Raw genomic sequence first — 25,085 nt, 5'->3', positions numbered from 1 at the left:
TTGGGGCGCGACCAGCGCCGAGAGGGGCGGCCCGTAGTGCTGTCACTCCGTGCCGTATTCGTGCGGTCGGCCGTCCTGCCAGTCCACCCAGTGCGGATCGTCCAGGAGCTCCCAGGCGTCCGGCAGGCCCGCGCGGCGCAGGAACTCGATCAGGTCGGCGTCGCTGTGCGCGAGGCCGGCGAACCGGGCGCGGATCGACACCCGGCGGCCGCCGGTGCCCGCCGCGCGGTGCACGACGATGGGCGCGGTGCCCTCGCCTTCAGGCTGTGCATGCTCGCGGTTCACAGCTCACCGCGGATGGCATCGGGGGTGGGGGAGGGGGTGAGTCTCCACTCCAACTCGACGGAGGCGGAGGCGGAGGCGGTGGTGGAGGTCGTGGTGCCGGCGAAGGCGAAGGCGGTGGCCGTGGCCGCGGCCACGGCGGAGGCGGAGGCGCTGGTGTCGTCGGTGCGGCGCAGCCGCCGGACCAGCCGATCGCGGTCGCTGCGCCGATGATCCGGGTGAGACACATATTCGTACACGAGTTCGATTGTAGGTCCAGGTGTGGCCCATGGGACAGTGCCCGCGTCCTCCGGCATCAGTCCTGAGTGGGCCGACAGCCCACGACCACGCGCCTGCCCGAGGCCGTGTTCCGCGGGATGGGTAGGTTTGTCGCACCGCTGAAGGAGATGTGCGATTGAAGGAGGGCGTGCGATGCCGGACCGCCGTAGAGCTCTGTACGTGACCGATCTCGCCTACCAGGCGCGGGGGCGGCGCTACTGCGACGAGGACATCTTCCTGACCTCCCGGCTGCGCGACGACTTCGACGTAGCCCTGTGCCACCCGCTGGACGCAGCCGCGCTGATGGACGCCTTCGATGTGGTCGTGGTCCGCAACAGCGGGCCCGTGCTGCACTACCAGAAGGAGTACGACGCCTTCCGGGAGCGGGCCACGGCCGGCGGCACCCTGGTCTACAACCCGCTGTCCGGGCGCGGCGACATGGCCGGCAAGCAGTACCTGCTGGATCTGACCGCCGCAGGACACCCGGTCATCCCCACCGTCGACCGGCCCGAGGACCTGCACCTGCTCCCCGAGACCGGCCAGTACGCGGTCAAGCCCAAGGTGGGCGCGGACTCCATAGGCCTGGCCTTCGTGCCCCGCGAGCAGCTCGGCGGCCTCGACTACGGCGACATCCTGGTCCAGCCGCGCATCGACTTCCGCGACGAGGTGTCCTTCTACTACGTCGACGACGCCTTCCAGTACGCCCTTCACGCCCCCGATCCCGAGCGCCGCTGGGTCCTCGATCCCTACGAGCCCACCGACGCCGACCTGGCCTTCGCCCGGCGCTTCATCGACTGGAACACCCTCGATCACGGCATCCAGCGAGTGGACGCCTGCCGCACCCCGGAAGGCGAGCTGCTCCTCGTCGAGCTGGAGGACCTCAACCCGTACCTGTCCCTGGACCTGGTCGCCGACCGGACCCGCGACTCCTTCGTGGCGAGCATGACGCAATCCCTCCACCGGTTCCTGGATGCCCAGCCCCGCGGCTGAGACCGCCGGGGGCACAAGTCACACGAATCGATCTGCGACACTGGTACAGCCATGCCTAAGCCCGGAGAACTCACTTTCGTTGCCCCCCGCGGAGCCAAGAAGCCGCCGCGGCACCTTGCCGATCTCACGCCTGCCGAGCGTAAAGAGGCGGTTGCCGCGGTCGGTGAGAAGCCGTTTCGTGCCAAGCAGCTGTCGCAGCACTACTTCGCGCGGTACGCGCACGATCCGGAGCAGTGGACCGACATCCCCGCGGGATCGCGCGCCAAGCTGCAGGAGGCGCTGCTGCCCGAGCTGATGACGGTCGTGCGGCATCTCTCCACCGATGAGAACACCACCCGCAAGACCCTCTGGCGGCTCTTCGACGGCACGCTCGTCGAGTCCGTGCTGATGCGCTACCCGGACCGGGTCACCATGTGCATCAGCTCACAGGCGGGCTGCGGGATGAACTGCCCGTTCTGTGCGACCGGGCAGGCCGGTCTCGACCGGAATCTGTCCAGCGCCGAGATCGTGCACCAGATCGTGGACGGGATGCGGGCGCTGCGGGACGGGGAGATCCCCGGTGGGCCGGCCCGGCTCAGCAACATCGTCTTCATGGGCATGGGCGAGCCGCTGGCCAACTACAAGCGGGTCGTCCAGTCCATCCGGGCCCTCACCGACCCCGAGCCGGACGGGCTCGGGCTGTCGCAGCGGGGGATCACCGTATCCACGGTCGGTCTCGTCCCCGCCATCAACCGCTTCGCCGACGAGGGCTTCAAGTGCCGCCTCGCCATCTCCCTGCACGCACCGGACGACGAGCTGCGCGACACCCTCGTCCCGGTCAACACGCGGTGGAAGGTGCGGGAAGTGCTGGACGCCGGGTGGGAGTACGCGGCGAAGTCGGGCCGCCGGCTCTCCATCGAGTACGCGCTCATCCGGGACATCAACGACCAGGCGTGGCGCGGTGACCGGCTCGGGCGGATGCTCAAGGGCAAGCCGGTGCATGTGAACCTGATCCCGCTGAACCCGACACCCGGCTCCAAGTGGACCGCCTCGCGGCCCGAGGACGAGAAGGCGTTCGTCGAGGCGATCGCCGCCCATGGTGTGCCCGTCACCGTCCGGGACACCCGTGGCCAGGAGATCGACGGGGCCTGCGGGCAGCTCGCGGCCACCGAGCGGTAGTCTGGCGGACGTACGTACATCTTCATATTCCGACAGGGGAGCGCCACAGCGCTGAGAGTGCGGGACAGCCCGCAGACCCTCTGAACCTTGCCCAGGTCATTCTGGGTAGGAAGTTCGGTCACTACTCAAGCTGTTGCGCCCTGCCCGGGAACCGACCGAGGTCCCGGGCAGGGCCGCGTCTCTTCCTGGTCACCCCCAGGAGGAATTCAGTGAGCACCACCAGGAAGTTCACGGCCGTGGCCGTGGGGCTCGGCCTCGCCGCGCTCACCGCGTGCGGTTCGTCCGACTCCGGCGACGAGGGCTCCGGGTCCAAGACCGTCACCCTCGTCAGCCATGACTCCTTCGCCTACACCAAGGCCGTGCTGAAGGACTTCGAGAAGGAGTCCGGCTACAAGGTCAAGGTCCTCAAGGACGGCGACGCCGGTACGGCCGTCAACAAGGCCATCCTCACCAAGGACAACCCGCAGGGCGACGTCTTCTTCGGCGTCGACAACACCCTGCTGTCGCGCGCGCTCGACAACGGGCTCTTCCAGTCGTACGAGGCCAAGGGCTCGGACCTGATCCTGCCGCAGTACCGGGTCGACCAGGACAAGCACCGCGTCACGCCCATCGACTCCGGTGACATCTGCGTCAACTACGACAAGGCCTACTTCAGCAAGCACAAGCTGGCCCCGCCGACGTCCTTCGACGATCTGATCAAGCCCGAGTACAAGAACCTGCTGGTCACCGAGAACGCCTCGACGTCCTCGCCCGGCCTCGGTTTCCTCCTCGGGACCGCCGCGAAGTACGGGGACGACGGCTGGCAGGACTACTGGAAGAAGCTCAAGGCCAACGGCGTGAAGGTCGTCGACGGCTGGGAGCAGGCCTACAACGTGGAGTTCTCCGGGTCCGCCGGCGGCAAGAAGGCCAAGGGCGACCGGCCGCTCGTCGTCTCGTACGCCTCGTCCCCGCCCGCCGAGGTCATCTACGCCGACCCGAAGCCGAAGACCGCGCCGACCGGTGTCGCGGACGGCACCTGCTTCCGCCAGGTCGAGTACGCGGGCCTGCTCAGCAACGCGAAGAACAGCAAGGGCGGCAAGGCGCTCATCGACTTCCTGGTCGGCAAGACCTTCCAGGAGGACATGCCGCTGAACATGTTCGTGTACCCCGTCGTCGAGGGGGCGAAGGTGCCCGCCGAGTTCACCAAGTTCGGCCCGGCCGCCGAGAACCCCGAGACCCTCGACCCCGCCAAGATCGCCGACAACCGTGACGAGTGGGTCAAGTCATGGACCTCGCTCGTACTGAAGTAGAGCCCCCCGCCGAGGCGGAGCCGCCCGCGCGCCGGCGTCCGCGCCTCCGTCCGCGCCCCCGCACGCGCCCGCGTACGGGGAGCGCGGCGCGGCTCGCTCTCATGGCCGTGCCCGTCGCGTTCTTCGGGCTCTTCTTCGCCTATCCGGTCGCGGCGATCACGGCCCGCGGGCTCAGGATCGACGGGGTCTGGCGGTTCGGGCGGATCGGCGACGTGCTCGCGCAATCCGACATCCGGCACGTCCTGTGGTTCACGACCTGGCAGGCGCTCGCCTCGACCGCGCTCACGCTGCTGATCGCGCTCCCCGGCGCGTATGTGTTCGCACGCTTCGATTTCAGGGGCAAACAGGTCCTGCGGGCGATCGTGACCGTGCCGTTCGTGCTGCCGACCGTGGTCGTCGGCACGGCCTTCCTGGCCCTCCTCGGCCGCGGCGGGCTCCTGGACGAGCTGTGGGGCGTACGGCTCGACACGACCGTGTGGGCGATCCTGCTCGCGCACGTCTTCTTCAACTACGCGGTCGTCGTCCGCACGGTCGGCGGCCTCTGGTCGCAGCTCGATCCGCGCCAGGAGGAGGCCGCGCGGATGCTCGGCGCCTCGCGGTTCGCGGCCTGGCGCCGGGTGACGCTTCCGGCGCTCGGCCCCGCGGTCGCGGCCGCCGCGCTCATGGTCTTCCTCTTCACCTTCACCTCGTTCGGCGTGGTGCAGATCCTCGGCGGCCCGACCTTCTCGACGCTCGAAGTCGAGATCTACCGGCAGACCTCGGAGATCTTCGACCTCTCGACGGCCGCCGTCCTCACCCTCGTCCAGTTCGTGGCGGTCGGCGCGATCCTCGCCGTCCACGCCTGGACCGTGCGGCGGCGGGAGACGGCCCTGCGCCTGGTCGACGCGTCCGTGACGGCACGACGGCCGCGCGGCACCGGGCAGTGGACACTGCTCGCCGCCGTCCTTGCCACCATCGCCATCCTGCTCGTGCTGCCGCTCGCCGTGCTGGTCGAGCGGTCCCTCGACGCCCCCGGATTCGGCTACTACAAGGCGCTGACCAGCGATGAAGGCGGCATTTTCCTCGTCCCGCCGATCGAGGCCGTCGGCAACTCGCTGCAGTACGCCCTCGCCGCCACCGCCATCGCGCTGCTGATCGGCGGACTCGCGGCCGCCGCCCTCACCCGCCGGGACGCCGGCCGTCTCGTACGGGGCTTCGACGCCCTGCTGATGCTGCCGCTCGGCGTCTCCGCCGTGACCGTCGGGTTCGGCTTCCTCATCGCGCTCGACAAGCCTCCGCTGGACCTCCGGAGCACCTGGATCCTCGTGCCGCTCGCGCAGGCGCTGGTGGGCGTCCCCTTCGTCGTACGGACCATGCTGCCCGTGCTGCGGGCGGTGGACGGACGGCTGCGCGAGGCGGCGGCGGTGCTCGGGGCCTCGCCGTGGCGGGTGTGGCGCGAGGTCGATCTGCCGATGGTGCGGCGGGCGCTGCTGATCGCGGCCGGGTTCGCCTTCGCCGTGTCGCTCGGCGAGTTCGGCGCGACCGTCTTCATCGCGCGGCCCGACAACCCGACGCTGCCGGTCGCCGTGGCACGGCTGCTGGGGCGGGCCGGCGAGCTCAACTACGGGCAGGCCATGGCACTTTCGACGATCTTGATGGTGGTGTGCGCGGTGGCACTGCTCGTTCTCGAACGCCTTCGTACCGACCGGACCGGGGAGTTCTGACCATGAGCCACGCAAAGCTCGAACTGGATGGAGCGACCGTACGTTTCGGTGGGCGGGCCGTGCTCGACTCCGTCGGGCTCGATGTCGCCGAGCACGAGATCGTGTGCGTGCTCGGGCCCAGTGGCAGCGGCAAGTCGACCCTGCTGCGGGCGGTCGCGGGGCTCCAACCCCTCGACGGGGGACGGGTGTTCCTGGACGGCCGGGACCTCCACGGCGTGCCCGCGCACAAGCGGGGCGTCGGCCTGATGTTCCAGGACCACCAGCTGTTCCCGCAGCGCGACGTGGGCGGCAACGTGGCCTTCGGGCTGCGGATGCACGGCGAGTCGAAGGACCAACAGGCCGTACGTGTGGGGGAGTTGCTCGACCTTGTGGGGTTGCCCGGTGCCCGTGGACGGGCCGTCGCCTCCCTCTCCGGTGGTGAACAGCAGCGCGTCGCGCTCGCCAGGGCCCTCGCGCCCCGCCCCCGGCTGCTCATGCTCGACGAACCCCTCGGCCAGCTGGACCGTTCGCTGCGTGAGCGGCTGGTGGTCGAACTCCGCGAGCTGTTCGGCGAGTTGGGCACGACCGTGCTCGCGGTCACCCACGACCAGGGGGAGGCGTTCGCGCTCGCCGACCGGGTCGTCGTGATGCGGGACGGCCGGATCGCCCAGTCCGGTACGCCACTTGAGGTCTGGCAGCGCCCGGCCGACGCGTTCGTGGCCCGCTTCCTCGGCTTCGAGAACGTGACCGCGGCGACCGTCAGCGGGGAGGCCGCGGACACGCCGTGGGGCAAGCTGCCGGTGCCCTCGGACGCGCCACAGGGTGAGGTCGACCTGCTCGTCAGGCCCGCAGGCGTACGCCTCGTACCGGCGGCCGAGGGGCTGCGCTGCACGGTGGCCGCGCGGACCTTCCGGGGCACCCATGTCGCCGTACGCCTGCAGCCCGAGGACGCGCCGTGGCTGGAGGCGGCGTGTGCGCTGCGGGACGCGCCGGAGACGGGGGACGAGGTCGGGGTGGCGTTCGACGCAGCGGAAATTGTCGTACTCGGGGGAGCTTCCGACGCCTAGGGTGCGGCTCATGACGCTACTCGGGCACGACCGCTACTGCGGCGAAATCGTCGGGCAGACCGCGCTGCTGAGGTCGCATCTCGCCGGGGCCGACCTCGGCGCGACCGTACCGACCTGTCCGGACTGGACGCTGCGGCAGCTCGCCGTGCATGTGGGCGAGGCGCATCGGTGGGCCGAGCACATCGTGCGGACGCGGGCGGCGAAGAGCGTGCCGATCGAGGACGTGGCCGACGTCGGAGGGCCGGAGGGTGACGACCCCGCCGCGCTGGACGCCTGGCTCGCGGAGGGCGCCGAGAAGGCCGCGGAGACCTTTCGTACCGCCGGCGCCGACACCGCCGCCTGGTCCTGGGCCTGGGAGCACACGGCCGGGTTCTGGGCGCGGCGCATGACCCACGAGACGGTGATCCACCGGGCCGACGCGGCGATTGCCGCGGGCGTGACGTACGAGGTTGCGCCGGCGTTCGCCGCCGACGCGATCGACGAGTGGTTGCAGATCGTGCGGTTCGCGCAGGAGAAGTACCCCAGTGATGCCGCGCGGGAGCTGCGCGGGGTGGGGCGCAGTATCCATCTCCATGCCACCGATGCGGAGCCGGGACTTGATGCCGAGTGGCTCATCGAGTTCGAGGACGAGGGGATCGATTGGCGGCGTGGGCACGAGAAGGCGACCGTTGCGCTGCGGGGGCCGCTGACTGAGGTGCTGCTTGCCTTTTATCGTCGGATGGCGCCGGATGGTGGGGGGTTGGAGGTTCTGGGGGAGCGGGAGTTGTTGGACTTCTGGCTGGAGAGGGCCACGTTTGGCTAGCGCCCGGCCGGTGATGCGTCTGCGGGTTCGGTGGGGGCTTGTCGCGCAGTTCCCCGCGCCCCTGAAAAGCCGGTGGCGAGGCCGGTTTGCCAGGTGCCGGTCGGCCTGGGCTGGTCGCGCAGTTCCCCGCGCCCCTTACAGGGCGCGGGGAACTGGGGGAACTGGTGAACCGAGGGGTGCTCAGCGGCCGTTCGGTGTGCTGCGGCGGCGGAGGGCGAACATCACTCCGGCGCCGGCCGCCACGAGCGCGGCCGCTATTCCGGCGATGGCACCGGTGTTGGAGCTGGAGCCGGTCTCGGCGAGGTTCGACTCGCCGCCCGCGGGGGACGGGGTGCTGCCGCCGGCCGACGCGGCCGGGGTGCTCTCCGACTCCGAGGGCGCCGGGGACTCGGGCTTCGCGGTGACCGGCGAGGAGGGCTCGTCGGACGGGGACGGGGTGGCCGGAGGCGTCGACGGCTCCTCGGACTTGCAGGCCTCGGACGGAGTGACGAGGTTCGGCTTGATGTCCTCGTCGACCTGGTTGCCGGCCTTGACGTGGATCCGGTACTCCGCGTTCGGCTTCCAGTCCTCCGAGAAGTCGATGGTCACGCCCTCGCGGGAGCCCTTGACCTCCTGGGTGCCGACGAGCTTCTCGTCCGCGCCGTTGGACTCCAGGAAGACCGTGACCGTGGCCGGGACGCCGGTCGGGTCCTTGTCGGTGACGCTGATGACGCCCTTGGCGCCGTCGCACTTGGCGACGGCCGAGAACTCACTGATGTTGCAGGCGAGCGCGTTGCCGGCGAGGCCGAGCGTGAGCGCGGCCGAGGCGGAGGCAACTCCGAGAATGCGCACGGAACGTGCGGTACGGCGAGATATGGACACGATTGCCCTTCACGGGATGCACAAACGAGGGGGGTGGGGGATTGGCTGCGAAGAAACAGCAATCCCAGACGCCTCACAGGTTTATTGGGCCGCGTCTCGGGTTGTCAATCCGTCTGTCCGTCTTGACCCCTTGGCTTTAGCTTTCATTTACATGAGCCAACCGGATGAGCGCCTCCGGTGCCTCCTCGATCCGGTCGACCAGCGCGATCCGCGACTCCATCGCGCGGTCGCGGGCGAGCGCCTGGAGCAGGGGCCAGGTGGGGAGCCGCTCGGTCCAGTGCGCCCGGTTCACCAGCACCATCGGGGTGGGTTCGCCGCGGGACTCGTAGTAGTTGGGGGTCGCGTTGTCGAAGATCTCCTGGACCGTGCCTGCGGCGCCGGGCAGGAACACCACACCCGCGTTCGAACGGGCCAGCAGGCCGTCCTCACGGGTGGCGTTGGCGAAGTACTTGGCGATGTGCGAGGCGAAGGCGTTCGGCGGCTCGTGACCGTAGAACCAAGTGGGGATCCCCACGGAGGTGTTGCCCTTCGGCCAGCGCCTGCGCACCTCGAAGGCGGCGCGCGCCCAGTCGGTCACCGACGGCACGAACGACGGTGACTTCGCGAGGAGTTCGCACGCCTCGTCCAGCATGGTGTCGTCGTACGGGGCCGCGTACGCGCCGAGGTTCGCCGCCTCCATCGCGCCGGGGCCGCCGCCCGTCGCCACGGTGAACCCGGCGCGCGCGAGCGCACGGCCCAGCCGGGCGGCGCCGCCGTACGCGTCCGTGCCGCGCCCGAGCGCGTGGCCGCCCATCACGCCCACCACCCGTGTGCCGCGCAGGAGTTCGTCGAGGGCGTCGGAGATCGCGTCGTCGTGGACCGAGCGCAGCATCGAGGCGTAGATGTCGCCGTCGGTCTTTGTCCGCTGGAACCAGGCGTACGCGAGGGCGTCCGGCGTCTCCTCGTACCCCTTGTCGAGCGAGGCGAACAGCTCGGCGGGGCGGTACAGATGACCGCGGTACGGGTCGAAGGGCAGGCCGGGGAGCGGCGGGAAGACCAGGGCGCCGTCGGCACGGACCTTCGCCGCGGCGTTCTCCCGCATCGGGCAGCCGAGGAATACGGCGCCGGTGGCGTCGCTGGCCAGCAACTCCCTTGTACGGTCCGTCAGATCGACGCACTGGACACGGAAGCCGGCGAGGGTGCCGCGGGACGAGACGACTGCGTCGAACTCCTCCAGCGTCTCGATCTCACGGTCGTTGTGGTGGGCCGCATGGGCGGGGCTCGTCTGCACCCGCCCATGCTAAGCACGGTCGGTTCAGCCCTGGACGACCGCCGGGTCCATCCACATGACCTCCCAGGTGTGGCCGTCCGGGTCGTCGAAGGCGCGGCCGTACATCTGGCCGTAGTCCTGGGGGGCGCGGGTCTCCGAACCGCCCGCCGCGACCGCCTTGTCGACCAGCTCGTCCACCTTCTCGCGGCTCTCGGCGCTCAGACATAGCAGCACCTCACTGGTCTTCGTCGAGTCCGCGATCTCCTTCTTCGTGAAGTCCGCGTAGCGCTGCTTGTTCAGCAGCATCGCGACGATCGTGTCGCTGATCACGACGGACGCGCAGTTCTCGTCCGAGAACTGCGGGTTGATCGTGTAGCCGAGCTCCGTGAAGAACTTCTTGGAGGCGTCGACGTCGTTCACGGCCAGGTTCACGAAGATCATCTGCTGGTACATATGAGGTCTCTCCCATCGCGTGATGTGCTGTTCGGAGGGGTAGACCGGGGGGTCGTCGAAAAGTCATCGGCGTCCCGCGAACTTTTCCGGACGAGTTTCTCGGGCGGGCCGTCAGCGGGTCAGTGGCAGTGCGGCCAGCTCCGCTACCGCCCAGGTCAGCGGGCCGAAGACGGCGAGCAGGGCGCCCGTGCGGAGGGCGGCGGCGCTGCGCAGCGCGGTGGCGGGCGCCCCGAGCCGCAGCAGGGCGGCCGTGGTGTCGGCGCGCGCGTTCCTCGCCTCCACCGCGGCGGTCAGGAGCGTCGCGACGGCGCATCCCACGACGAGCAGCGCGCCCAGCGTGGTGAGCGGCCCCACCTCGGGGCGCGCGCGGCCGTAGAGCACGGCCATGGCGTACGCCCCCGATGCCACCGCGCACACCACGCCGAGCGGGCGCCCGATGCGGGCCGCCTCCTCCATGAGCACGCGTCCGGCGAGCAGCCGCAGGGCGCCGGGCCGCACCGCCTGGAGCAGCCTGCCGCAGAGGTGCGTGATCGCGGGCCCGGCCAGCGCGAGACCGAACGCGGTGAGCGCCCAGCCGACCAGCACACCGAGGGGCCCGACGTTGAAGCCGCCCGGCAGCTCGGGTCCCGCGAGGGCCGGGGACGTACGACCGGCGTACGTCTCCACGGCGAGCCCGGCCGCGAGCACCGCGGCGCCCCAGGGGAGGCCGGAGGGGGTGGGGAGGGGGGCCGGGGGGTGTTGGGGGTCCAGTGGGTCAAGGGGGTGGTTGGTGCGGCCTGGACGGCCGGAGAGTCCGGGGCTGTCGTGGCTGCTGGTGCTGCTGGTGCTGCTGGTGCTGCCGGGGTGTTGTGAGGTGGCGTGGCGGTCGGCTGCGGCGTGACCGGTGTGACCATCGTGACCGGTGTGCCCGTTGCGCGCGGGCGAGTCGGTGGTGGCGTGGGTGGCGGCGAGCTGCTCGTCGCCCGGGCGGCCCTCGACTCTCGCGCGGGCGCGCGCGCCGGAGCGGCGGGGCACATCGAGCGCCGCGGCGCTGGTGGACGCCTCCGGGCCGCCGTGCCCGGAGTGCCCGGCCTGCCCTGCGTGCGCGGTGCGTCCGGCGTGACCGTCGGGAGCGCCCTGCGTGCTCGGACCGTCGGAAACGCCGCCCCGCCCGGAGCGGCCGGTGGCGCCCTGCCAGGAACCGCCCCTGCCCTCTGAAGCCTCCCGGCCCTCGGAACCGCCCCGGCCCTCTGAAGCCTCCCGGCCCCCGGAACCGCCCCTGCCCTCTGAAGCCTCCCTGCCCTCGGAACCGTCCCGGCCCCCGGAACCGCCCGGGCCCGCCGGACCGTCCGGGCCCTCCGCGCGAGGGCCCGCCTTCGCCTCCGTACGTGTCCCGAAGCGGCCGTACGCGCCGAAGCCGACGCGTTCGACGGAGCGTCCGTAGCCGCCGAAGCCGCTCAGCCGTCCCGGCCGGCCGCCGGCCCTGAAGCCGCTCGGCCTCGGGCCCCGCGGCCGGAGCACCGCCGCGCTGGCGGCCGAGGCGATGATCGGTACGAGGGCCAGCAGGGTGAGCGCTGCCGGGAGGGGCAGCGGCTCGTCCGCGGCGAGGAGGTCGGCGGCGTCGCCGTCGAAGGGCAGGCCGCTCAGGTCGCCGCGCAGATGCAGGAAGAAGAGCAGGGCGACCATCGAACCGAGCGTGCAGGACACGGCGGTGGAGATCGCCGCGAGGACCGTGAGGCGTGCGGGGCCGAGGCCGAGCGCCGACAGCCCCTGCCGGGGACGGGTGGCCGGGTCGGTCCGGGCGACCGCCACCGCGAACTGCACGGTCGCGGCGAGCGGCGCGACGCACCAGGCCAGCCGCAGCACGGCCGCGCCGGACGAGTCCGGGTGCCCCATCGCGTACCCCAGGGTGCACAGGAGGAGGAAGCCCGTGCCCGCCGACGCCGCCGCGACCAGGAGCCTGCGCAGCTGGACGGCGGGGCGGGCCCCGCGCGCTAGACGGAGAGCGAGCACGCGGCCCGGCCTTCCGCGCTGTCGGCCACCGGCGGCAGATGGACGGTGTTCACGCGCCGCCCGTCGAGCAGCGACACCGTGCGGTCGGCGAGGGCCGCGGTTTCCGCGTCGTGGGTGGCCAGGACGACGGTGATCCCGTGCGAACGGGCCGCCGTCGTGAGCGTACGGAGCACATGGGCCCGGTCGGCGCGGTGCAGCGGGGCGGTGGGCTCGTCGGCGAAGAGCACGGTCGGCGCGGGGGCCAGGGCGCGGGCGATGGCCACGCGCTGCCGCTCGGCGTGCAGCAGCGCGTGCGGGCGTTTGCGGGCGCAGCCGCCGATGTCTAGGCGGTCCAGCCACTCCAGGGCGGCGGTCTTGGCGCGGCGGCGCGAGACTCCGCGCAGCATCAGGGGCAGCGCCGCGTTCTCCCAGGCGTTCAGCTCCGGGACCAGGACCGGCGCCGGGTCGATCCAGGCGAACCGGTCGCGGCGCAGCCGCTCGCGGGTCAGCGGACCCATGGTGTGCACGGGCGTGCTGTTGAACCAGACCTCGCCCTGTTGCGCCCGCAACTGCCCGGACAGGCACTGGAGCAGGGTTGTCTTGCCGCTGCCACGTGGGCCGCCGACGGCGAGGATCTCGCCCTCGCGGACCCCGAGCGAGACGCCGGTGAGCGCGGGCGAGCCGTTGTGCTTGACGTGCAGGGCGCGTGCCCACAGCACGTCGTTGTCCGGCGGAGCCACCATGGCGTACACCTCGGTTCAGATCAGAAATGCCGTGCGAAGTCCCCCTTCCGGGGGAACGAAGGCAGGGCCGATCGGTCACTGGGCACGCTAGGTAGTCGGGGCCGGGAGGCCGGACAGCACGCGGCCCCGGAGCGCCCATTCTCACTCGAACGGGCGGCACCGGGGCCGGTGTTGATCACAGATTCAGCTCATCGGAACCCCTGAGGGCCCGGCGGGATCAGAGCTTCGCCCATGCCTCCGTCAGCACCTGACGGACGATCCCCTCGATCTCGTCGAAGGTCGACTGGTCGGCGATCAGCGGCGGCGAGAGCTGGATGACCGGGTCACCGCGGTCGTCGGCGCGGCAGTACAGGCCGTACTCGAAGAGCTTCTTGGAGACGAAGCCGTAGAGCACGCGCTCCGACTCCTCGTCCGTGAAGGTCTCCTTGGTGGCCTTGTCCTTCACCAGCTCGATGCCGTAGAAGAAGCCGTTGCCGCGGACGTCGCCGACGATCGGCAGGTCGTGCAGCTTCTGGAGGGTGGAGAGGAACGCGCCCTCGTTGTCCAGCACGTGCTGCGTGAGGTTCTCGCGCTCGAACAGGTCGAGGTTGGCGAGACCCACGGCCGCCGACACCGGGTGGCCGCCGAAGGTGTAGCCGTGCAGGAAGGTGTTGTCGCCCTTGTAGAACGGCTCGGCGAGCCGGTCCGAGATGATGCACGCGCCGATCGGGGAGTAGCCCGAGGTCATGCCCTTGGCGCAGGTGATCATGTCCGGTACGTAGTCGAACTTGTCGCAGGCGAACATCGTGCCCAGGCGGCCGAAGGCGCAGATGACCTCGTCCGAGACGAGCAGCACGTCGTACTGGTCGCAGATCTCGCGTACGCGCTGGAAGTAGCCGGGCGGCGGCGGGAAGCAGCCGCCGGCGTTCTGCACGGGCTCCAGGAAGACGGCGGCGACCGTCTCCGGGCCCTCGAAGAGGATCTGCTCCTCGATCTGGTCGGCGGCCCAGCGGCCGAAGGCCTCGGGGGAGACGCCGGAGCCCTGGTCGAGGAAGGCGGGCGCGCGGTAGATGTTGGTGTTCGGGACCTTGTGGGCGCCCGGGACCAGCGGCTCGAACGGTGCCTTCAGGGCGGGCAGGCCCGTGATGGACAGGGCGCCCTGCGGGGTGCCGTGGTAGGCGACCGCGCGCGAGATGACCTTGTACTTGGTCGGCTTGCCCTGCAGCTTGAAGTACTGCTTGGCGAGCTTCCAGGCGGTCTCGACGGCCTCGCCGCCACCCGTGGTGAAGAAGACCTTGTTCAGGTCGCCCGGCGCGTAGTTCGCGAGGCGCTCCGCGAGCTCGACGGCCTTCGGGTGGGCGTAGGACCAGATCGGGAAGAAGGCCAGCTCCTGCGCCTGCTTGAACGCCGTCTCGGCCAGCTCCCGGCGGCCGTGGCCCGCCTGGACCACGAACAGCCCCGCGAGACCGTCGAGGTAGCGCTTGCCCTTGTCGTCGTAGATGTACGTGCCCTCGCCACGGACGATCGTGGGGACGGGAGCGTTCTCGTACGAGGACATGCGGGTGAAGTGCATCCACAGGTGGTCGTACGCGGTTCGGCTGAGGTCCTTGGTGGTCACGGCTATCGGGTTCCCCACATGTAGGTCTGCTTCTTGAGCTTGAGGTAGACGAAGCTTTCGGTGGAGCGCACTCCGGGCAGGGCCCGTATGCGTTTGTTGATGACGTCCAGCAGGTGGTCGTCGTCCTCGCAGACGATCTCGGCGAGGATGTCGAACGAGCCCGCGGTCATCACCACGTACTCGACTTCCGCCATGGCGGTCAGCGAGTCCGCCACGGGCTCCAGGTCGCCGTCGACGTTGACGCCCACCATCGCCTGCCTGCGGAAACCCACGGTGAGCGGGTCCGTGACGGCGACGATCTGCATCACGCCCTGGTCGAGCAGCTTCTGGACGCGCTGGCGCACGGCCGCCTCGGAGAGGCCGACGGCCTTGCCGATCGCGGCGTAGGGCCTCCGGCCGTCTTCCTGGAGTTGCTCGATGATGGCGAGGGAGACGCTGTCCAGCGGGGGAGTGGTGTTCCCCGACCGGGTGTCTCGGGAGCCCTTCGGCTCTGCGCTGCGACTGGACACGTGCTCACTGTGCATGAGGCTTCAGCGGTTCCGCAAGAGTTGATTGATGAAATTCGTTGTCTGCGCGGCCCACATGTGCGGATTTCGCAGTTCTGGGGCGATCGGGGGTGTTGAAAACGTGGGTCGCGGGACTAGGGTGGATGTCTCAGTGATTGGACATCTGACTGGAGGGCCGGCAGTGAGCACCGAGCTGCGTCGTCTGCGCAATTACATCGACGGAGAATTCCGCGATGCCGCCGATGGACGGACCACCGACGTGGTCAACCCCGCGACGGGCGAGGCCTACGCCACCGCGCCGCTGTCCGGACAGGCCGACGTCGACGCCGCGATGGCAGCCGCCGCGGCGGCCTTCCCGGCCTGGCGCGACCAGACCCCGGCCGAGCGCCAGAAGGCCCTGCTCAAGATCGCGGACGCCTTCGAGGAGCGGGCCGAGGAGCTGATCGCGGCCGAGGTGGAGAACACCGGCAAGCCCATCGGACTCACCCGGTCCGAGGAGATCCCGCCCATGGTCGACCAGATCCGCTTCTTCGCGGGCGCGGCGCGCATGCTGGAGGGCCGCGCGGCCGGCGAGTACATGGAGGGCCTGACCTCGATCGTCCGCCGTGAGCCGGTCGGCGTCTGCGCGCAGGTCGCGCCGTGGAACTACCCGATGATGATGGCCGTGTGGAAGTTCGCCCCCGCGCTCGCGGCCGGCAACACGGTCGTCCTCAAGCCGTCGGACACCACTCCCGCCTCCACGGTCCTGATCGCCGAGATCATCGGCTCGATCGTCCCCAAGGGCGTCTTCAACGTCATCTGCGGCGACCGTGACAGCGGCCGCGCGATGGTCGAGCACCCGGTGCCCGCCATGGCGTCGATCACCGGTTCCGTGCGCGCGGGCATCTCCGTCGCCGAGTCCGCCGCCAAGGACGTCAAGCGCGTCCACCTGGAGCTGGGCGGCAAGGCGCCGGTCGTCGTCTTCGAGGACACCGACATGGCCAAGGCCGTCGAGGACATCTCGGTCGCGGGCTTCTTCAACGCGGGCCAGGACTGTACGGCCGCCACCCGCGTCCTCGTCCAGGAGTCCATCCACGACGAGTTCGTGGCCGCGCTCGCCAAGGCCGCCGCCGACACGAAGACCGGCATGCCGGACGACGAGGACGTGCTGTACGGGCCGCTCAACAACCCGAACCAGCTCAAGCAGGTCACCGGCTTCATCGAGCGCCTGCCCGCCCACGCCAAGGTCGAGGCGGGCGGCCACCGCGTCGGCGAGAAGGGCTACTTCTACGCTCCGACCGTGGTGTCTGGGCTGAAGCAGGACGACGAGATCATCCAGAACGAGGTCTTCGGCCCGGTCATCACCGTCCAGTCCTTCTCGGACGAGGCGCAGGCCGTCGAGTGGGCGAACGGCGTCGAGTACGCCCTCGCCTCCTCCGTCTGGACCAAGGACCACTCGCGCGCGATGCGCATGTCCAAGGTCCTCGACTTCGGCTGCGTCTGGATCAACACCCACATCCCGCTGGTCGCGGAGATGCCGCACGGCGGCTTCAAGAAGTCCGGCTACGGCAAGGACCTGTCGGGGTACGGGTTCGACGACTACACGCGGATCAAGCACGTGATGACGTCCATCGAGGGCTGAGCCTCTGCGGCTGACGGAGTGAACGGCACGGCCCCGGGCGGGAGTTGATCCGCTCGGGGCTGTGCTGTGTGTTGTGCGTGTTGTGCCGTGTCAGACGGCCTGGGCGAGTACGAGCCCGGTGACGCTCAGCTCTGCGTCGGACTCCTTCCCGCTCTTGTCGCCCTCCTCGTTCTTGTGCACCTCGCGGCCGCCGCAGTCCGGGGGCCAGGGCCGCTCGCCCTTGCCGGGCAGCTCGTCGGGCGGGACCGGGAAGTCGACGCCGATGTCCTCCAGGATGTGCTTGCAGGCCTTCACGGCCTTCCGGAACTCCTTGGAGACCGGGTCGGGACGGCTCGTCCGGTCTCCCGCGTCGATCCGTACGCGTACGCCGTCGCCGTCGTCCGATGTGTAGACGACGATGTCGGGGAAGTCCTCCAGGCCGTTGTCGCGCACGCACTCGGTGAACTCGCGGGAGGCCTTGTCCTGGCGCTTCCAGTCGGTCGAGTCCGTGGAGTCGCCCGGGCCGTCGTTCTTCGGGGGCTCCGACGACGACCCGCCGCTCGACGGTGAAGACGGGTCGGCCGCGACGGCCTGGCCCGCGTACACCCCGCCGAGTGTGACCGCGGTGATCAGGGCGCAGGCCGCGGCCAGCCGGCGATGCCCCTTCGTCGTACTTCGCATGAGGATCCTCCTGGGTGCGTCTCCGGAGCACGTCCCGGGAGTGTTTCCCGGGAGTGCTTCTCCTCGAATCACCTCAGCGCGTGGGCGGTTACGGCACGGGAACGGGTGCTCTTACCGCCCTGTTACCGCCCGGCGGGCACGCTTTCCGCAGGGTTCGCAGCAGCCGGAGACGCAGCCGGAGATGCCGATGCGCGTATTGGTGGTCGAGGACCACGAGGAGCTCGCCGAGACCGTCGCGGCGGGACTGCGCAGAGAGGGTATGGCCGTCGACATCGCGCTGGACGGCCATGCGGCGCTGGAGCGGGCCACGGTCAACGGCTACGACGTCGTCGTACTCGACCGTGATCTGCCCGGGCTGCACGGAGACCGGGTCTGCCGGGCCCTGGCCGAGGGGGGCAGCCGGGCGCGGGTCTTGATGCTGACCGCGTCCGGCACGGTCGCCGACCGGGTCGCGGGGCTCGGGATGGGCGCCGACGACTATCTGCCGAAGCCCTTCGCCTTCACCGAACTCGTCGCGCGGATACGGGCGTTGGGGCGCCGGGCCCAGCCTGCGCTGCCGCCGGTCCTGGTCCACGGCGATCTGCGGCTCGACCCCGCGCGGCGGGTGGCGTCCCGCGACGGACGCCAACTCCCGCTCAGCCCGAAGGAGTTCGCGGTCCTGGAGCTGCTGATGGGTGCGGGTGGGGCCGTGGTCTCTGCCGAGGAACTGCTGGAGTGGGCCTGGGACGAGGCGGCCGATCCCTTCACGCAGACCGTGAAGGTGACGGTCAGCCGGCTGCGGCGCAAGCTCGGGGAACCGCCGTTGATCGAGACGGTGGCGCAGGCCGGGTACCGGGTATGAGAGTGCGTTCTGGGCTTCCCTCGGGGTGGCGGATTCGCGGAGCGAGGATCCTGCGCGGGCTGCGCGGGCTGCGCGGGCTGCGCGGGCTGCGCGGGCTGCGGGGGATCCGGGGGCCGCAGAGCATCCGGTGGCGGCTGACCTTGCTCTACAGCGGACTGTTCGTGGTGGCGGGGGCGGTGCTGCTGGCCCTCACGTACGCCCTCATGTTCGAGAGTGGCGAACAGGTGTCGGTGACCAGGCCCGACGTGCCTCCGGTGGGAGCGGGGGCGCCCGCCGTCCAGGGGTACGTACGTGAGCAGCTGGTCGCCCAGCGCAGCGACCAGCTGCATCAGCTCTTCGTCGAGTCGGGGGTCGCCCTCGGCATCATGGCGGTTGCCTCGCTCGTGCTCGGGTGGCTGGTGGCCGGGCGGGTGCTCGCGCCTCTGCGGAGCATGACCGGGGCGGTGCGGCGGATCTCGGCGGACGCTCTGCACCGACGGCTCGCGGTGGCCGGGCCGGCCGACGAACTCAAGGACCTCGCCGACACGTTCGACGATCTGCTCGCCCGGTTGGAAGGCTCCTTCGAGGCGCAGCGGCGGTTCGTGGCCAACGCGTCGCACGAGTTGCGTACGCCGCTCACCCTTCAGCAGGCCGTCATCGATGTGGCGCTCGCCGACCCTGGGGCGGATGCCGGGGCTCTGCGGGCCGCCTGTCTTCGGGTGCGGGCCGCCGGGCAGGAGCAGGAGCGGTTGATCGAGGCGTTGTTGACGTTGGCGTGCAGTCAACGGGGGGTGCCGGAGCGGGAGTTCGTGGACCTGTCCGTGGTGGCGGCCGAGCTGTTGCCCGACGCTGGGCTTGGGCCCCGGGTGTCCGCCGAGCTCTCGCCCGCGGGCCTTGTGGGGGACCCGCAGTTGATCGGGCGGCTGGTGAGCAACCTCGTCGAGAACGCAGTACGCCACAACGTGCCCTTGGGGGAGGGGGGTTGGGTTTCCGTCTGGACCGGGGTCGTGGATGGGCGGGCCTCCTTGCGGGTCGTGAACAGTGGGCCTGTGGTGCCGTCGGGGCAGGTGGGTGTTCTGTTCGAGCCGTTTCGGAGGTTGGGGGCCGAGCGGGTTCGGGCTCGGGGCCGAGGCCGGGAGGGTTCCGGGTTGGGCTTGTCGATCGTGGCGGCGATCGCGGCGGCGCACGGGGGTGTGGTGGAGGCGCGGGCCCGGGGGGAGGGTGGGTTGTGGGTGGAGGTGGTGTTTCCGCCCCCGCCGCACCTTCCCGTCCCGACCCTGGGGGCTGCGCCCCCAGACCCCCGCCCATCGGCCTGAACGGCCTCGTCCTCAAACGCCGGACGGGCTAATAGTTAGCCCCTCCGGCGTTTGAGGAGCGGGGGTTCGGGGGCGACACTCTGTCGTCCCCGAGCCGGACGGCTCGACGCTGCGTCCATTGCCCGCCCGGCAGGGCGAACGGCATGCTGCCCACGTGCCAGCGAACCCGAGACCCCGAATCTCCCGCCGCAGCCTGCTGCGCACCATCGGCACGGGCGCAGCCACCGCACTGGCCGCCGGCTGCGGCGTACCGGCGGCGTACGTCGCGCCCTCGGACCGGTCGAGAAGCGATCTGTCGGCCACCGACAAGCGCCTGACCTGGGCCAACTGGCCCCTCTACATCGACACGGACGACGAGGACGAGTCGCGGCGCCCCACCCTGGACGCCTTCGAGAAGCGCACCGGGATCGCGGTCACGTACACCGAGGAGATCAACGACAACGACGAGTTCTTCGGGAAGGTCAGCCCCTCCCTGATGAACCATCAGGAGACCGGCCGGGACCTGATGGTGATCAGCGACTGGATGTGTGCGCGGTTCGTGCGCCTGGGCTGGGTCCAGGAGATGGACCGTTCCCGGCAGCCGAACGTCACCAAGTACCTTGACCCGCAACTGCGTTCACCGGCCTTCGACCCGGGCCGGAGGCACACCGTGCCGTGGCAGTCGGGGATCACCGGCATCGCGTACAACCGCCGTACGGTCGGTCGGGAGATCCGGCACGTCTCCGACCTGTGGGCGGACGACCTCAAGGGCCGCGTCACGCTCCTCTCCGGTCTCGACGAGGCGTTCGCGCTGCTCATGCAGGGCAACGGCGTCGACATCACCAAGTGGACCGCGGACGACTTCCACACGATGTGCGAGCAGGTCGAGAGACTCGTCCGCACGGACCACATCCGCCGCTTCACCGGCAACGACTACATCAAGGACCTGTCGAGCGGCGACGTACTGGCCTGCCAGGCGTACAGCGGTGACGTGATCCAGCTCCAGGCCGACGACCCCGACATCGAGTTCGTCGTCCCGGAGGAGGGCGCCGAGCTCTGGTCCGAGTCCCTGATGATCCCGAACCTCGCCCGCCACAAGGCGAACGCCGAAACACTGGTCGACTACTACTACGAGCCGTCCGTGGCCGCCGAGCTCGCCGCGTGGGTCAACTACGTCTGCCCCGTCCCGGCCGCCCAGGACATCCTCGCCTCCGCCAAGGACGAGGAGACCGCCGCCCTCGCCGAGGACCCGCTCATCTTCCCGGACACCGCTATGCGCAAGCGGCTCGCGATCGCCCGGGACATCACGGCGAAGGAACGCACGGAGTTCGCGAAGCGGTGGAACGCGATCGCGGGGTTGTAGCCGGACGTGCGATCAGCTGTGACCAGGCCGGCTGCGGTAGGAGCACGGCTCGGCCACACCTCCATGTCCACAGCTGGGCCGCCGCTCGGCCACACTTCGTACCCGCCGGAGCGCGAAGGTGCCTGCCTGCTCATCGCCCGCCGAGCTGCTTGAGCACCTGGGCGGCGACCTTCTTGCCGTGGTCGCGAGAGGTGTCGACCGACTCTGTGATGATGCCGGCCCAGTGGAGGGTGTCGCCGTTCGGCTCGTGGATCACGTCTGCTTCCGGGACGTCGTACGGGGAGAGGGCGCCGCGGGCGAACGGGTCCTTGGCCCATTCGTGCTCGGCGACCTTGACGGGCCGGAGTTTCGGGTCGCCGGTGATGTCCCGGATCACGTCGAGGACTTCCTTGTGGCGCCGTTCGCGGGGCAGGGCCAGCAGACGTTCGGTGTCCTCGGGGGAATCGGCCACGACGACGAAGATCTGCCCCTTGTAACCGGGCTCCCCCTTCGAGCCGTTCACCAGCCACCACGGCACGGAGGCATCCTGGACGACGTCTGCGTCCTCGGGGATCACCGGGTGGTCGAACTCCAGGATCATCTTCATGGTGGGGTCCTGCGGCACGGCTTTGAAGGCTTCGACCTTCTTCGCCGGCAGGGGTGGGACGAATTCGATGGTGTCGGCGGCCAGGACGGGGACGGGGATGGCCACGACCACGGCGCGGGCCTTGTAGGTGACCGGGCGGCCCCGTCGTTCAGCGTTGACGACGACTCCGGTCGGCGCGTACTCGACGCGTTTGACGACGGTGTTGAGCCGGATGGACAGCTTGTCGGCGAGTGGAGCGAGGACCTGGTTGTAGCCCCCGATGACGCGGTAGTTCTTGTACTCGGGCGGGATGTCTCCAGGAGGCTGGTCCCACAGGCCGCCGTCCTGCCGCTCGGACCTCTCCCACGGGTCGCCCGGCTGCTTGCGGGTGGCGACGGTGGTGAGCTGGTGGGTCTTGAGTTTCTGCTTGTGGACCAGGTCCCAGGTCGAGGCCTTCGCCCCGTGGATGACCTGACAGCCGAACTCGATCGGGACCGACATCGAGGTGTGGTCGGTGAACATACGCCCGCCGATGCGGTCGCGGGCCTCGACGACTACGACCTTCTTGCCGCCGTCGGCCAGTTCGCGGGCCGTGGCGAGACCGGCGACTCCGGCGCCTATGACGATCACGTCGAGGTCCCCGGTACCGCCGCCGCCCCCGCCGCCGCTGTTCTTCTCCTTCGCGCAGGCGGCGAGGGCTGCGGTCGTGACTCCCGCGGCGGCAGCGGTGAGTATGCCGCGCCGGCTCAGCGGGCGGAGTCGGTGTTCCATGGTGCCTCGGCTCTCTGCGCGTGATCACTGTGTGTGGCTCACGATTCCCGGCCCAGCCGTCCAACCGGAATCCGCCGACCGGGGGTTGGACCCCCGCCGGTCAGGGGTGCGGGGCGGGTTTCCACGTCGGAGACCGGATTCAGGCGACGGGGCATGGCCGTGATCCAGGGTCACCGCCCTGAGGACCCAGGCCCACCCGCCTTTTGGGGCCTCGACCGACCCGGATCACTGAAGCGGTTCACCGAAGTGGTTCACCGAAGTGGTTCACCGAAGTGGTTCGCGCAGGCCGTTCAGAGGCCCGCACGCGTGAACGTCACATGTGTGACTCCGCTCGGCGAGGAAGTGGCCTCGACCTCGTAGTCCTTCTCGGGGCCCTCCAGGCCGTCCCAGAGGCGGACGCCTCGGCCCAGCAGGATCGGGGTCACCACGACGTGCAGGCGGTCGATGAGCCCGGCGGCAAAGAAGTCGCGGACCACGGTGGGGCCACCGCCGATGCGTACGTCCTGGCCGTCCGCGGCCTCGCGGGCCGTCTCCAGCGCCTCGGCGGGCGAGGTGTCGAGGAAGTGGAACGTCGTGCCGCCCTCCATCTCGATCGACGGGCGCGGGTGATGGGTGAGGACGAAGGTCGGTGTGTGGAACGGCGGGTTGGGCCCCCACCACCCCTTCCAGTCCGGGTCCTCGTGCCATCCCGGGTAGCCGAACTTCCCGGCGCCCATGATCTCGGCGCCGATCCCGGGGTCGAACTGCCGGGCGAAGGCGTCGTCGAGGCCGCCGGTTCCGCCGGGCCGGCCGGTCATCTCGTGCCAGAACCGGGTGGTGAACATCCACTGGTGCAGCCTTTCGCCGGCGTGGCCGAACGGCGCGTCACGGCTCAGGCCCTCGCCGGTGCCGAAGCCGTCGAGTGAGATGGAGAAGTTGTGGACACGGGCGAGCGACATGGCCGGCGACACCTTTCACTTTTCCTGCTGCCCGCCGAGCCTCGTCGTACTGGCTCGAATCGGCTCGGTCGTGCAGCGATGGACGGCGGCCGCCACGACGGCGGACGACCAACGCCAAACCCTCCCAGATCGCATAGATCAACTCAATCCATGTCGAACCAGGCTCACCTCGGCAGCGTCGGGCCGGGCCCGCGAAACCCCAACTTCCTTTGTGGCAAAGGCCATTGACATCGCAGCGCGCTGTGTAGACCGTGTGATGACACGCGTCTCATTGTGTGTGAGTCCGCCTCGGGTGAGGCATGGACACGGGGGTGTCATGGGGAACGCACGCAGGCTGCCCATACTGGTGGCGGTCGTGGTGGGGCTGGTGCTGCTCGCCGCCGTGGGCGTGGTGGTGAACGCGGCCGTCGGCGGCTCGGACGACGACTGCGGCGTACGGCTGGAGGTGAACTCCTCGACGGAGAAGGGCAATCTGCTCTCCGACCTGGCCGAGGACTACAACGACTCCGGACGTGAACTCGCGGGCGGGAAGTGCGCCCGAGTGGCGGTGTCGGAGACGAGTTCCGGCGTTGCCAAGGACGCACTCGCCCAGGGCTGGGACGAGCGGCGCGACGGCGCGCCCGAACCACAGGTGTGGACGCCCTCCTCCTCGCTGTGGCTGACACTGCTCCAGCGCGACGCGACCGCCGCCGACCGCAAACTGCTCACCGACGAGAAGCCGCGCTCGCTCGCCACCAGCCCACTGTCGATCGGCATGCCCCGGCCCATGGCGGAGGCGCTCGGCTGGCCGGAGAAGAAGATCGGCTGGCGGGACGTGCTGTCCCTGACGCAGAAGGGCTGGGCCTCGGTAGGCCGGCCCGAGTGGGGCCGCTTCAGCCTGGGCAAGGACAACCCGCACACCTCCACCTCCGGCCTGGGCGCGACCGTGGCCACCTTCTACGCCGCCACCGGCCGCTCCAGCGACCTGACCGTGGACGACGTCAAGGACGCGAAGACCCGGCGGTTCGTGGCGGGCGTCGAGTCGGGCGTCCTGCACTACGCCTCCGACGCGACCGCGTACATGGCCAACCTCGCCGAGGCGGACGCCGACGGACAGGCCCTGTCGTACGCCAGCGCCGTCGCCGTACAGGAACAGCTGATCCACCTCTACAACCAGGGCAGCCCCACGGGCGAGACCGAACGGATCGGCAAGGGGAAGAAGCCGCAGGTGCCCCTGGTGGCCGTGCACCCGGCCGACGGCACGCTCATGTTCGACCACCCCTTCGCTGTGCTGCCCTCGGCGTCCAAGGACCAGCGGGCCGCGGCCGCCGACTTCCGTGCCTTCCTGCTGGAGGACGCCCAGCAACGCCGCTTCCAGCAGACCGGATTCCGCGACCACGAGGGCAACGCGGGCAGCGAACTCGCCCGCTCGGTCAGCCTGTCCGAGCAGAGCGAGGGGAACCTGTCACTGATCGACCCGCCCGGGGACGACGTGCTGGCGGCGGTCCTGGACAGCTGGGACGAGCTGCGCAAGAAGGCCCGGGTGCTGCTCGTCATGGACGTCTCCGGGTCGATGAACCAGACCGCGGGCGGCGGACAGAGCCGGATGGAGGCGGCCAAGAAGGCAGCCGCCGACACGCTCGGCCTCTACCACCCCGACGACGAGGTCGGCCTGTGGGCGTTCTCCACCGAGACCGACGACCATCCCCAGCCGTACCGGGAGATCGTGCCGCCCCGCCCCGTCCGTGACAACGAAAAGCGGCTCACCGAGGCCATCAACGGGCTCAACGCCGAAGGGGGCACCGCTCTCTACACCACCGTGCGCGCCGCCCAGAAGGAGATGCTGGCCGACCTGGACACCGACCGCATCAACGCCGTCGTCGTCCTGACCGACGGCCAGAACGAGTACCCGGCCGACAACGACCTCGACGCCCTTCTGCGCGACCTCGACGCCAGTCAACTGGAGCGCTCGGTACGGGTCTTCACCGTCGCCTTCAGCGGCCAGGCCGACTTCGGCACGCTCACGAAGATCGCCTCCGCCACCAAGGCCACCTCCTACGACGCCCGCGACCCGGCGGTCATCGACAAGGTGATGGTCTCCGTCATCAGCAACTTCTGACCCGGCACAGACAGATCGAGCAACACAGATAGATACAGATAGATGC

Annotated in this window: 22 protein-coding genes, 1 pseudogene and 1 riboswitch; of the genes and pseudogenes, 11 read left to right on the top strand and 12 right to left on the bottom strand. The window is 70.2% G+C overall.

Features of this window, described 5'->3' with window-relative positions:
* Window positions 1–42: 42 nt before the first annotated feature.
* Complete coding sequence (locus tag ACFWXQ_RS37490) at window positions 43–285, bottom strand: hypothetical protein (protein WP_383944436.1); 243 nt, start codon at window positions 283–285, stop codon at window positions 43–45.
* Window positions 282–521, bottom strand: coding sequence for a hypothetical protein (locus ACFWXQ_RS37485; RefSeq protein ID WP_383944433.1), 240 nt, complete (start codon window positions 519–521; stop codon window positions 282–284). Before ACFWXQ_RS37485 ends, ACFWXQ_RS37490 begins: the two co-directional genes overlap by 4 nt.
* A 172-nt stretch (window positions 522–693) precedes the next feature.
* On the opposite strand from ACFWXQ_RS37485, the gene ACFWXQ_RS37480 reads away from it, so the two are divergent.
* The 6 genes from ACFWXQ_RS37480 to ACFWXQ_RS37455 all read left to right on the top strand — a co-directional run bounded on the left by ACFWXQ_RS37480 (window position 694) and on the right by ACFWXQ_RS37455 (window position 7,528).
* Window positions 694–1,530 (top strand): hypothetical protein, encoded by an 837-nt coding sequence (locus tag ACFWXQ_RS37480; protein ID WP_383944430.1) that lies wholly within the window; start codon window positions 694–696, stop codon window positions 1,528–1,530.
* Between the two features lie 51 nt (window positions 1,531–1,581).
* Window positions 1,582–2,688, top strand: a complete 1,107-nt coding sequence (gene rlmN / locus ACFWXQ_RS37475; RefSeq protein ID WP_383944427.1) for a 23S rRNA (adenine(2503)-C(2))-methyltransferase RlmN — start codon at window positions 1,582–1,584, stop codon at window positions 2,686–2,688.
* 24 nt (window positions 2,689–2,712) lie between these two features.
* A riboswitch (TPP riboswitch) is annotated at window positions 2,713–2,818 on the top strand.
* A 79-nt stretch (window positions 2,819–2,897) separates the two neighbouring features.
* Entirely contained in the window at window positions 2,898–3,977 is a 1,080-nt protein-coding gene (locus tag ACFWXQ_RS37470) for a thiamine ABC transporter substrate binding subunit (RefSeq protein WP_383944425.1), read from the top strand.
* A complete protein-coding gene (locus tag ACFWXQ_RS37465; protein ID WP_383944422.1) occupies window positions 3,953–5,680 on the top strand; it encodes an ABC transporter permease in 1,728 nt (575 codons plus the stop codon). Before ACFWXQ_RS37470 ends, ACFWXQ_RS37465 begins: the two co-directional genes overlap by 25 nt.
* A 2-nt stretch (window positions 5,681–5,682) precedes the next feature.
* The gene (locus tag ACFWXQ_RS37460; RefSeq protein ID WP_383944419.1) at window positions 5,683–6,726 is read left to right on the top strand and encodes an ABC transporter ATP-binding protein; all 1,044 of its coding nucleotides are present in this window, start codon (window positions 5,683–5,685) and stop codon (window positions 6,724–6,726) included.
* Between the two features lie 10 nt (window positions 6,727–6,736).
* Complete coding sequence (locus ACFWXQ_RS37455; RefSeq protein WP_383944416.1) at window positions 6,737–7,528, top strand: maleylpyruvate isomerase family mycothiol-dependent enzyme; 792 nt, start codon at window positions 6,737–6,739, stop codon at window positions 7,526–7,528.
* A gap of 180 nt (window positions 7,529–7,708) precedes the next feature.
* On the opposite strand, the gene ACFWXQ_RS37450 is transcribed toward ACFWXQ_RS37455, so the two are convergent.
* The 7 genes and pseudogenes from ACFWXQ_RS37450 to ACFWXQ_RS37420 form a co-directional block, all read right to left on the bottom strand.
* Complete coding sequence (locus ACFWXQ_RS37450) at window positions 7,709–8,359, bottom strand: LAETG motif-containing sortase-dependent surface protein (protein WP_383954032.1); 651 nt, start codon at window positions 8,357–8,359, stop codon at window positions 7,709–7,711.
* 166 nt (window positions 8,360–8,525) lie between these two features.
* Window positions 8,526–9,659 (bottom strand): LOG family protein, encoded by a 1,134-nt coding sequence (locus ACFWXQ_RS37445; protein ID WP_383954034.1) that lies wholly within the window; start codon window positions 9,657–9,659, stop codon window positions 8,526–8,528.
* Between the two features lie 24 nt (window positions 9,660–9,683).
* Window positions 9,684–10,091 (bottom strand): VOC family protein, encoded by a 408-nt coding sequence (locus ACFWXQ_RS37440; RefSeq protein ID WP_383954036.1) that lies wholly within the window; start codon window positions 10,089–10,091, stop codon window positions 9,684–9,686.
* A gap of 1,299 nt (window positions 10,092–11,390) precedes the next feature.
* Window positions 11,391–12,083, bottom strand: a pseudogene (locus tag ACFWXQ_RS37435) (hypothetical protein); the annotation flags it as partial.
* The gene (locus ACFWXQ_RS37430) at window positions 12,065–12,805 is read right to left on the bottom strand and encodes an ABC transporter ATP-binding protein (protein ID WP_383954038.1); all 741 of its coding nucleotides are present in this window, start codon (window positions 12,803–12,805) and stop codon (window positions 12,065–12,067) included. The pseudogene ACFWXQ_RS37435 and the gene ACFWXQ_RS37430, both read right to left, overlap by 19 nt.
* A gap of 217 nt (window positions 12,806–13,022) precedes the next feature.
* Window positions 13,023–14,420 carry an aspartate aminotransferase family protein gene (locus tag ACFWXQ_RS37425; protein WP_360765576.1) on the bottom strand — a complete coding sequence of 466 codons (1,398 nt, stop codon included), beginning with the start codon at window positions 14,418–14,420 and terminating at the stop codon, window positions 13,023–13,025.
* Window positions 14,405–14,926 carry an Lrp/AsnC family transcriptional regulator gene (locus ACFWXQ_RS37420; RefSeq protein WP_383954040.1) on the bottom strand — a complete coding sequence of 174 codons (522 nt, stop codon included), beginning with the start codon at window positions 14,924–14,926 and terminating at the stop codon, window positions 14,405–14,407. The genes ACFWXQ_RS37425 and ACFWXQ_RS37420 overlap by 16 nt, the downstream gene beginning before the upstream one ends.
* 163 nt (window positions 14,927–15,089) lie before the next feature.
* Between ACFWXQ_RS37420 and ACFWXQ_RS37415 the strand changes: the two genes are divergently transcribed.
* The gene (locus ACFWXQ_RS37415) at window positions 15,090–16,529 is read left to right on the top strand and encodes a gamma-aminobutyraldehyde dehydrogenase (protein ID WP_383954042.1); all 1,440 of its coding nucleotides are present in this window, start codon (window positions 15,090–15,092) and stop codon (window positions 16,527–16,529) included.
* A 90-nt stretch (window positions 16,530–16,619) separates the two neighbouring features.
* Here ACFWXQ_RS37415 and ACFWXQ_RS37410 read toward each other — a convergent pair whose 3' ends face one another.
* Complete coding sequence (locus ACFWXQ_RS37410) at window positions 16,620–17,189, bottom strand: hypothetical protein (RefSeq protein ID WP_383954044.1); 570 nt, start codon at window positions 17,187–17,189, stop codon at window positions 16,620–16,622.
* A gap of 187 nt (window positions 17,190–17,376) precedes the next feature.
* Here ACFWXQ_RS37410 and ACFWXQ_RS37405 point away from each other — a divergent pair, with 187 nt between their 5' ends.
* The 3 genes from ACFWXQ_RS37405 (at window position 17,377) to ACFWXQ_RS37395 (ending at window position 20,667) form a co-directional block, all read left to right on the top strand.
* The gene (locus ACFWXQ_RS37405) at window positions 17,377–18,030 is read left to right on the top strand and encodes a response regulator transcription factor (RefSeq protein WP_383954046.1); all 654 of its coding nucleotides are present in this window, start codon (window positions 17,377–17,379) and stop codon (window positions 18,028–18,030) included.
* On the top strand, window positions 18,027–19,325 hold the full coding sequence (locus ACFWXQ_RS37400) for a sensor histidine kinase (protein ID WP_383954048.1): 1,299 nt from the start codon (window positions 18,027–18,029) through the stop codon (window positions 19,323–19,325). The genes ACFWXQ_RS37405 and ACFWXQ_RS37400 overlap by 4 nt, the downstream gene beginning before the upstream one ends.
* A gap of 178 nt (window positions 19,326–19,503) precedes the next feature.
* Entirely contained in the window at window positions 19,504–20,667 is a 1,164-nt protein-coding gene (locus ACFWXQ_RS37395; RefSeq protein ID WP_383952462.1) for a spermidine/putrescine ABC transporter substrate-binding protein, read from the top strand.
* A gap of 130 nt (window positions 20,668–20,797) precedes the next feature.
* On the opposite strand, the gene ACFWXQ_RS37390 is transcribed toward ACFWXQ_RS37395, so the two are convergent.
* Both ACFWXQ_RS37390 and ACFWXQ_RS37385 read right to left on the bottom strand, forming a co-directional pair.
* Window positions 20,798–22,003 carry a flavin monoamine oxidase family protein gene (locus ACFWXQ_RS37390; protein WP_383952458.1) on the bottom strand — a complete coding sequence of 402 codons (1,206 nt, stop codon included), beginning with the start codon at window positions 22,001–22,003 and terminating at the stop codon, window positions 20,798–20,800.
* Window positions 22,004–22,293: 290 nt separating this feature from the next.
* Entirely contained in the window at window positions 22,294–22,941 is a 648-nt protein-coding gene (locus ACFWXQ_RS37385) for a dihydrofolate reductase family protein (RefSeq protein ID WP_383952456.1), read from the bottom strand.
* Between the two features lie 316 nt (window positions 22,942–23,257).
* Here ACFWXQ_RS37385 and ACFWXQ_RS37380 point away from each other — a divergent pair, with 316 nt between their 5' ends.
* On the top strand, window positions 23,258–25,039 hold the full coding sequence (locus ACFWXQ_RS37380) for a substrate-binding domain-containing protein (RefSeq protein WP_383952454.1): 1,782 nt from the start codon (window positions 23,258–23,260) through the stop codon (window positions 25,037–25,039).
* Window positions 25,040–25,085: the final 46 nt, after the last annotated feature.

It is taken from the genome of Streptomyces sp. NPDC058697 (assembly GCF_042715345.1).
In the GTDB taxonomy this organism is placed as follows: Bacteria; Actinomycetota; Actinomycetes; order Streptomycetales; family Streptomycetaceae; genus Streptomyces; species Streptomyces liliifuscus.
The sequence above is the reverse complement of the archived record's forward strand: the minus strand, read 5'-3'. Positions and strand labels throughout refer to the sequence as shown.

Excerpts from the sequence above, each read along its gene's own strand:
- ACFWXQ_RS37455 (WP_383944416.1), top strand. The coding sequence starts at position 6,737 with ATGACGCTACTCGGGCACGACCGCTACTGCGGCGAAATCGTCGGGCAG.
- ACFWXQ_RS37440 (WP_383954036.1), bottom strand. The coding sequence starts at position 10,091 with ATGTACCAGCAGATGATCTTCGTGAACCTGGCCGTGAACGACGTCGAC.
- ACFWXQ_RS37420 (WP_383954040.1), bottom strand. The coding sequence starts at position 14,926 with ATGCACAGTGAGCACGTGTCCAGTCGCAGCGCAGAGCCGAAGGGCTCC.
- rlmN (WP_383944427.1), top strand. The coding sequence starts at position 1,582 with ATGCCTAAGCCCGGAGAACTCACTTTCGTTGCCCCCCGCGGAGCCAAG.
- ACFWXQ_RS37465 (WP_383944422.1), top strand. The coding sequence starts at position 3,953 with ATGGACCTCGCTCGTACTGAAGTAGAGCCCCCCGCCGAGGCGGAGCCG.
- ACFWXQ_RS37460 (WP_383944419.1), top strand. The coding sequence starts at position 5,683 with ATGAGCCACGCAAAGCTCGAACTGGATGGAGCGACCGTACGTTTCGGT.
- ACFWXQ_RS37390 (WP_383952458.1), bottom strand. The coding sequence starts at position 22,003 with ATGGAACACCGACTCCGCCCGCTGAGCCGGCGCGGCATACTCACCGCT.
- ACFWXQ_RS37405 (WP_383954046.1), top strand. The coding sequence starts at position 17,377 with ATGCGCGTATTGGTGGTCGAGGACCACGAGGAGCTCGCCGAGACCGTC.
- ACFWXQ_RS37480 (WP_383944430.1), top strand. The coding sequence starts at position 694 with ATGCCGGACCGCCGTAGAGCTCTGTACGTGACCGATCTCGCCTACCAG.
- ACFWXQ_RS37410 (WP_383954044.1), bottom strand. The coding sequence starts at position 17,189 with ATGCGAAGTACGACGAAGGGGCATCGCCGGCTGGCCGCGGCCTGCGCC.
- ACFWXQ_RS37385 (WP_383952456.1), bottom strand. The coding sequence starts at position 22,941 with ATGTCGCTCGCCCGTGTCCACAACTTCTCCATCTCACTCGACGGCTTC.
- ACFWXQ_RS37430 (WP_383954038.1), bottom strand. The coding sequence starts at position 12,805 with ATGGTGGCTCCGCCGGACAACGACGTGCTGTGGGCACGCGCCCTGCAC.
- ACFWXQ_RS37400 (WP_383954048.1), top strand. The coding sequence starts at position 18,027 with ATGAGAGTGCGTTCTGGGCTTCCCTCGGGGTGGCGGATTCGCGGAGCG.
- ACFWXQ_RS37380 (WP_383952454.1), top strand. The coding sequence starts at position 23,258 with ATGGGGAACGCACGCAGGCTGCCCATACTGGTGGCGGTCGTGGTGGGG.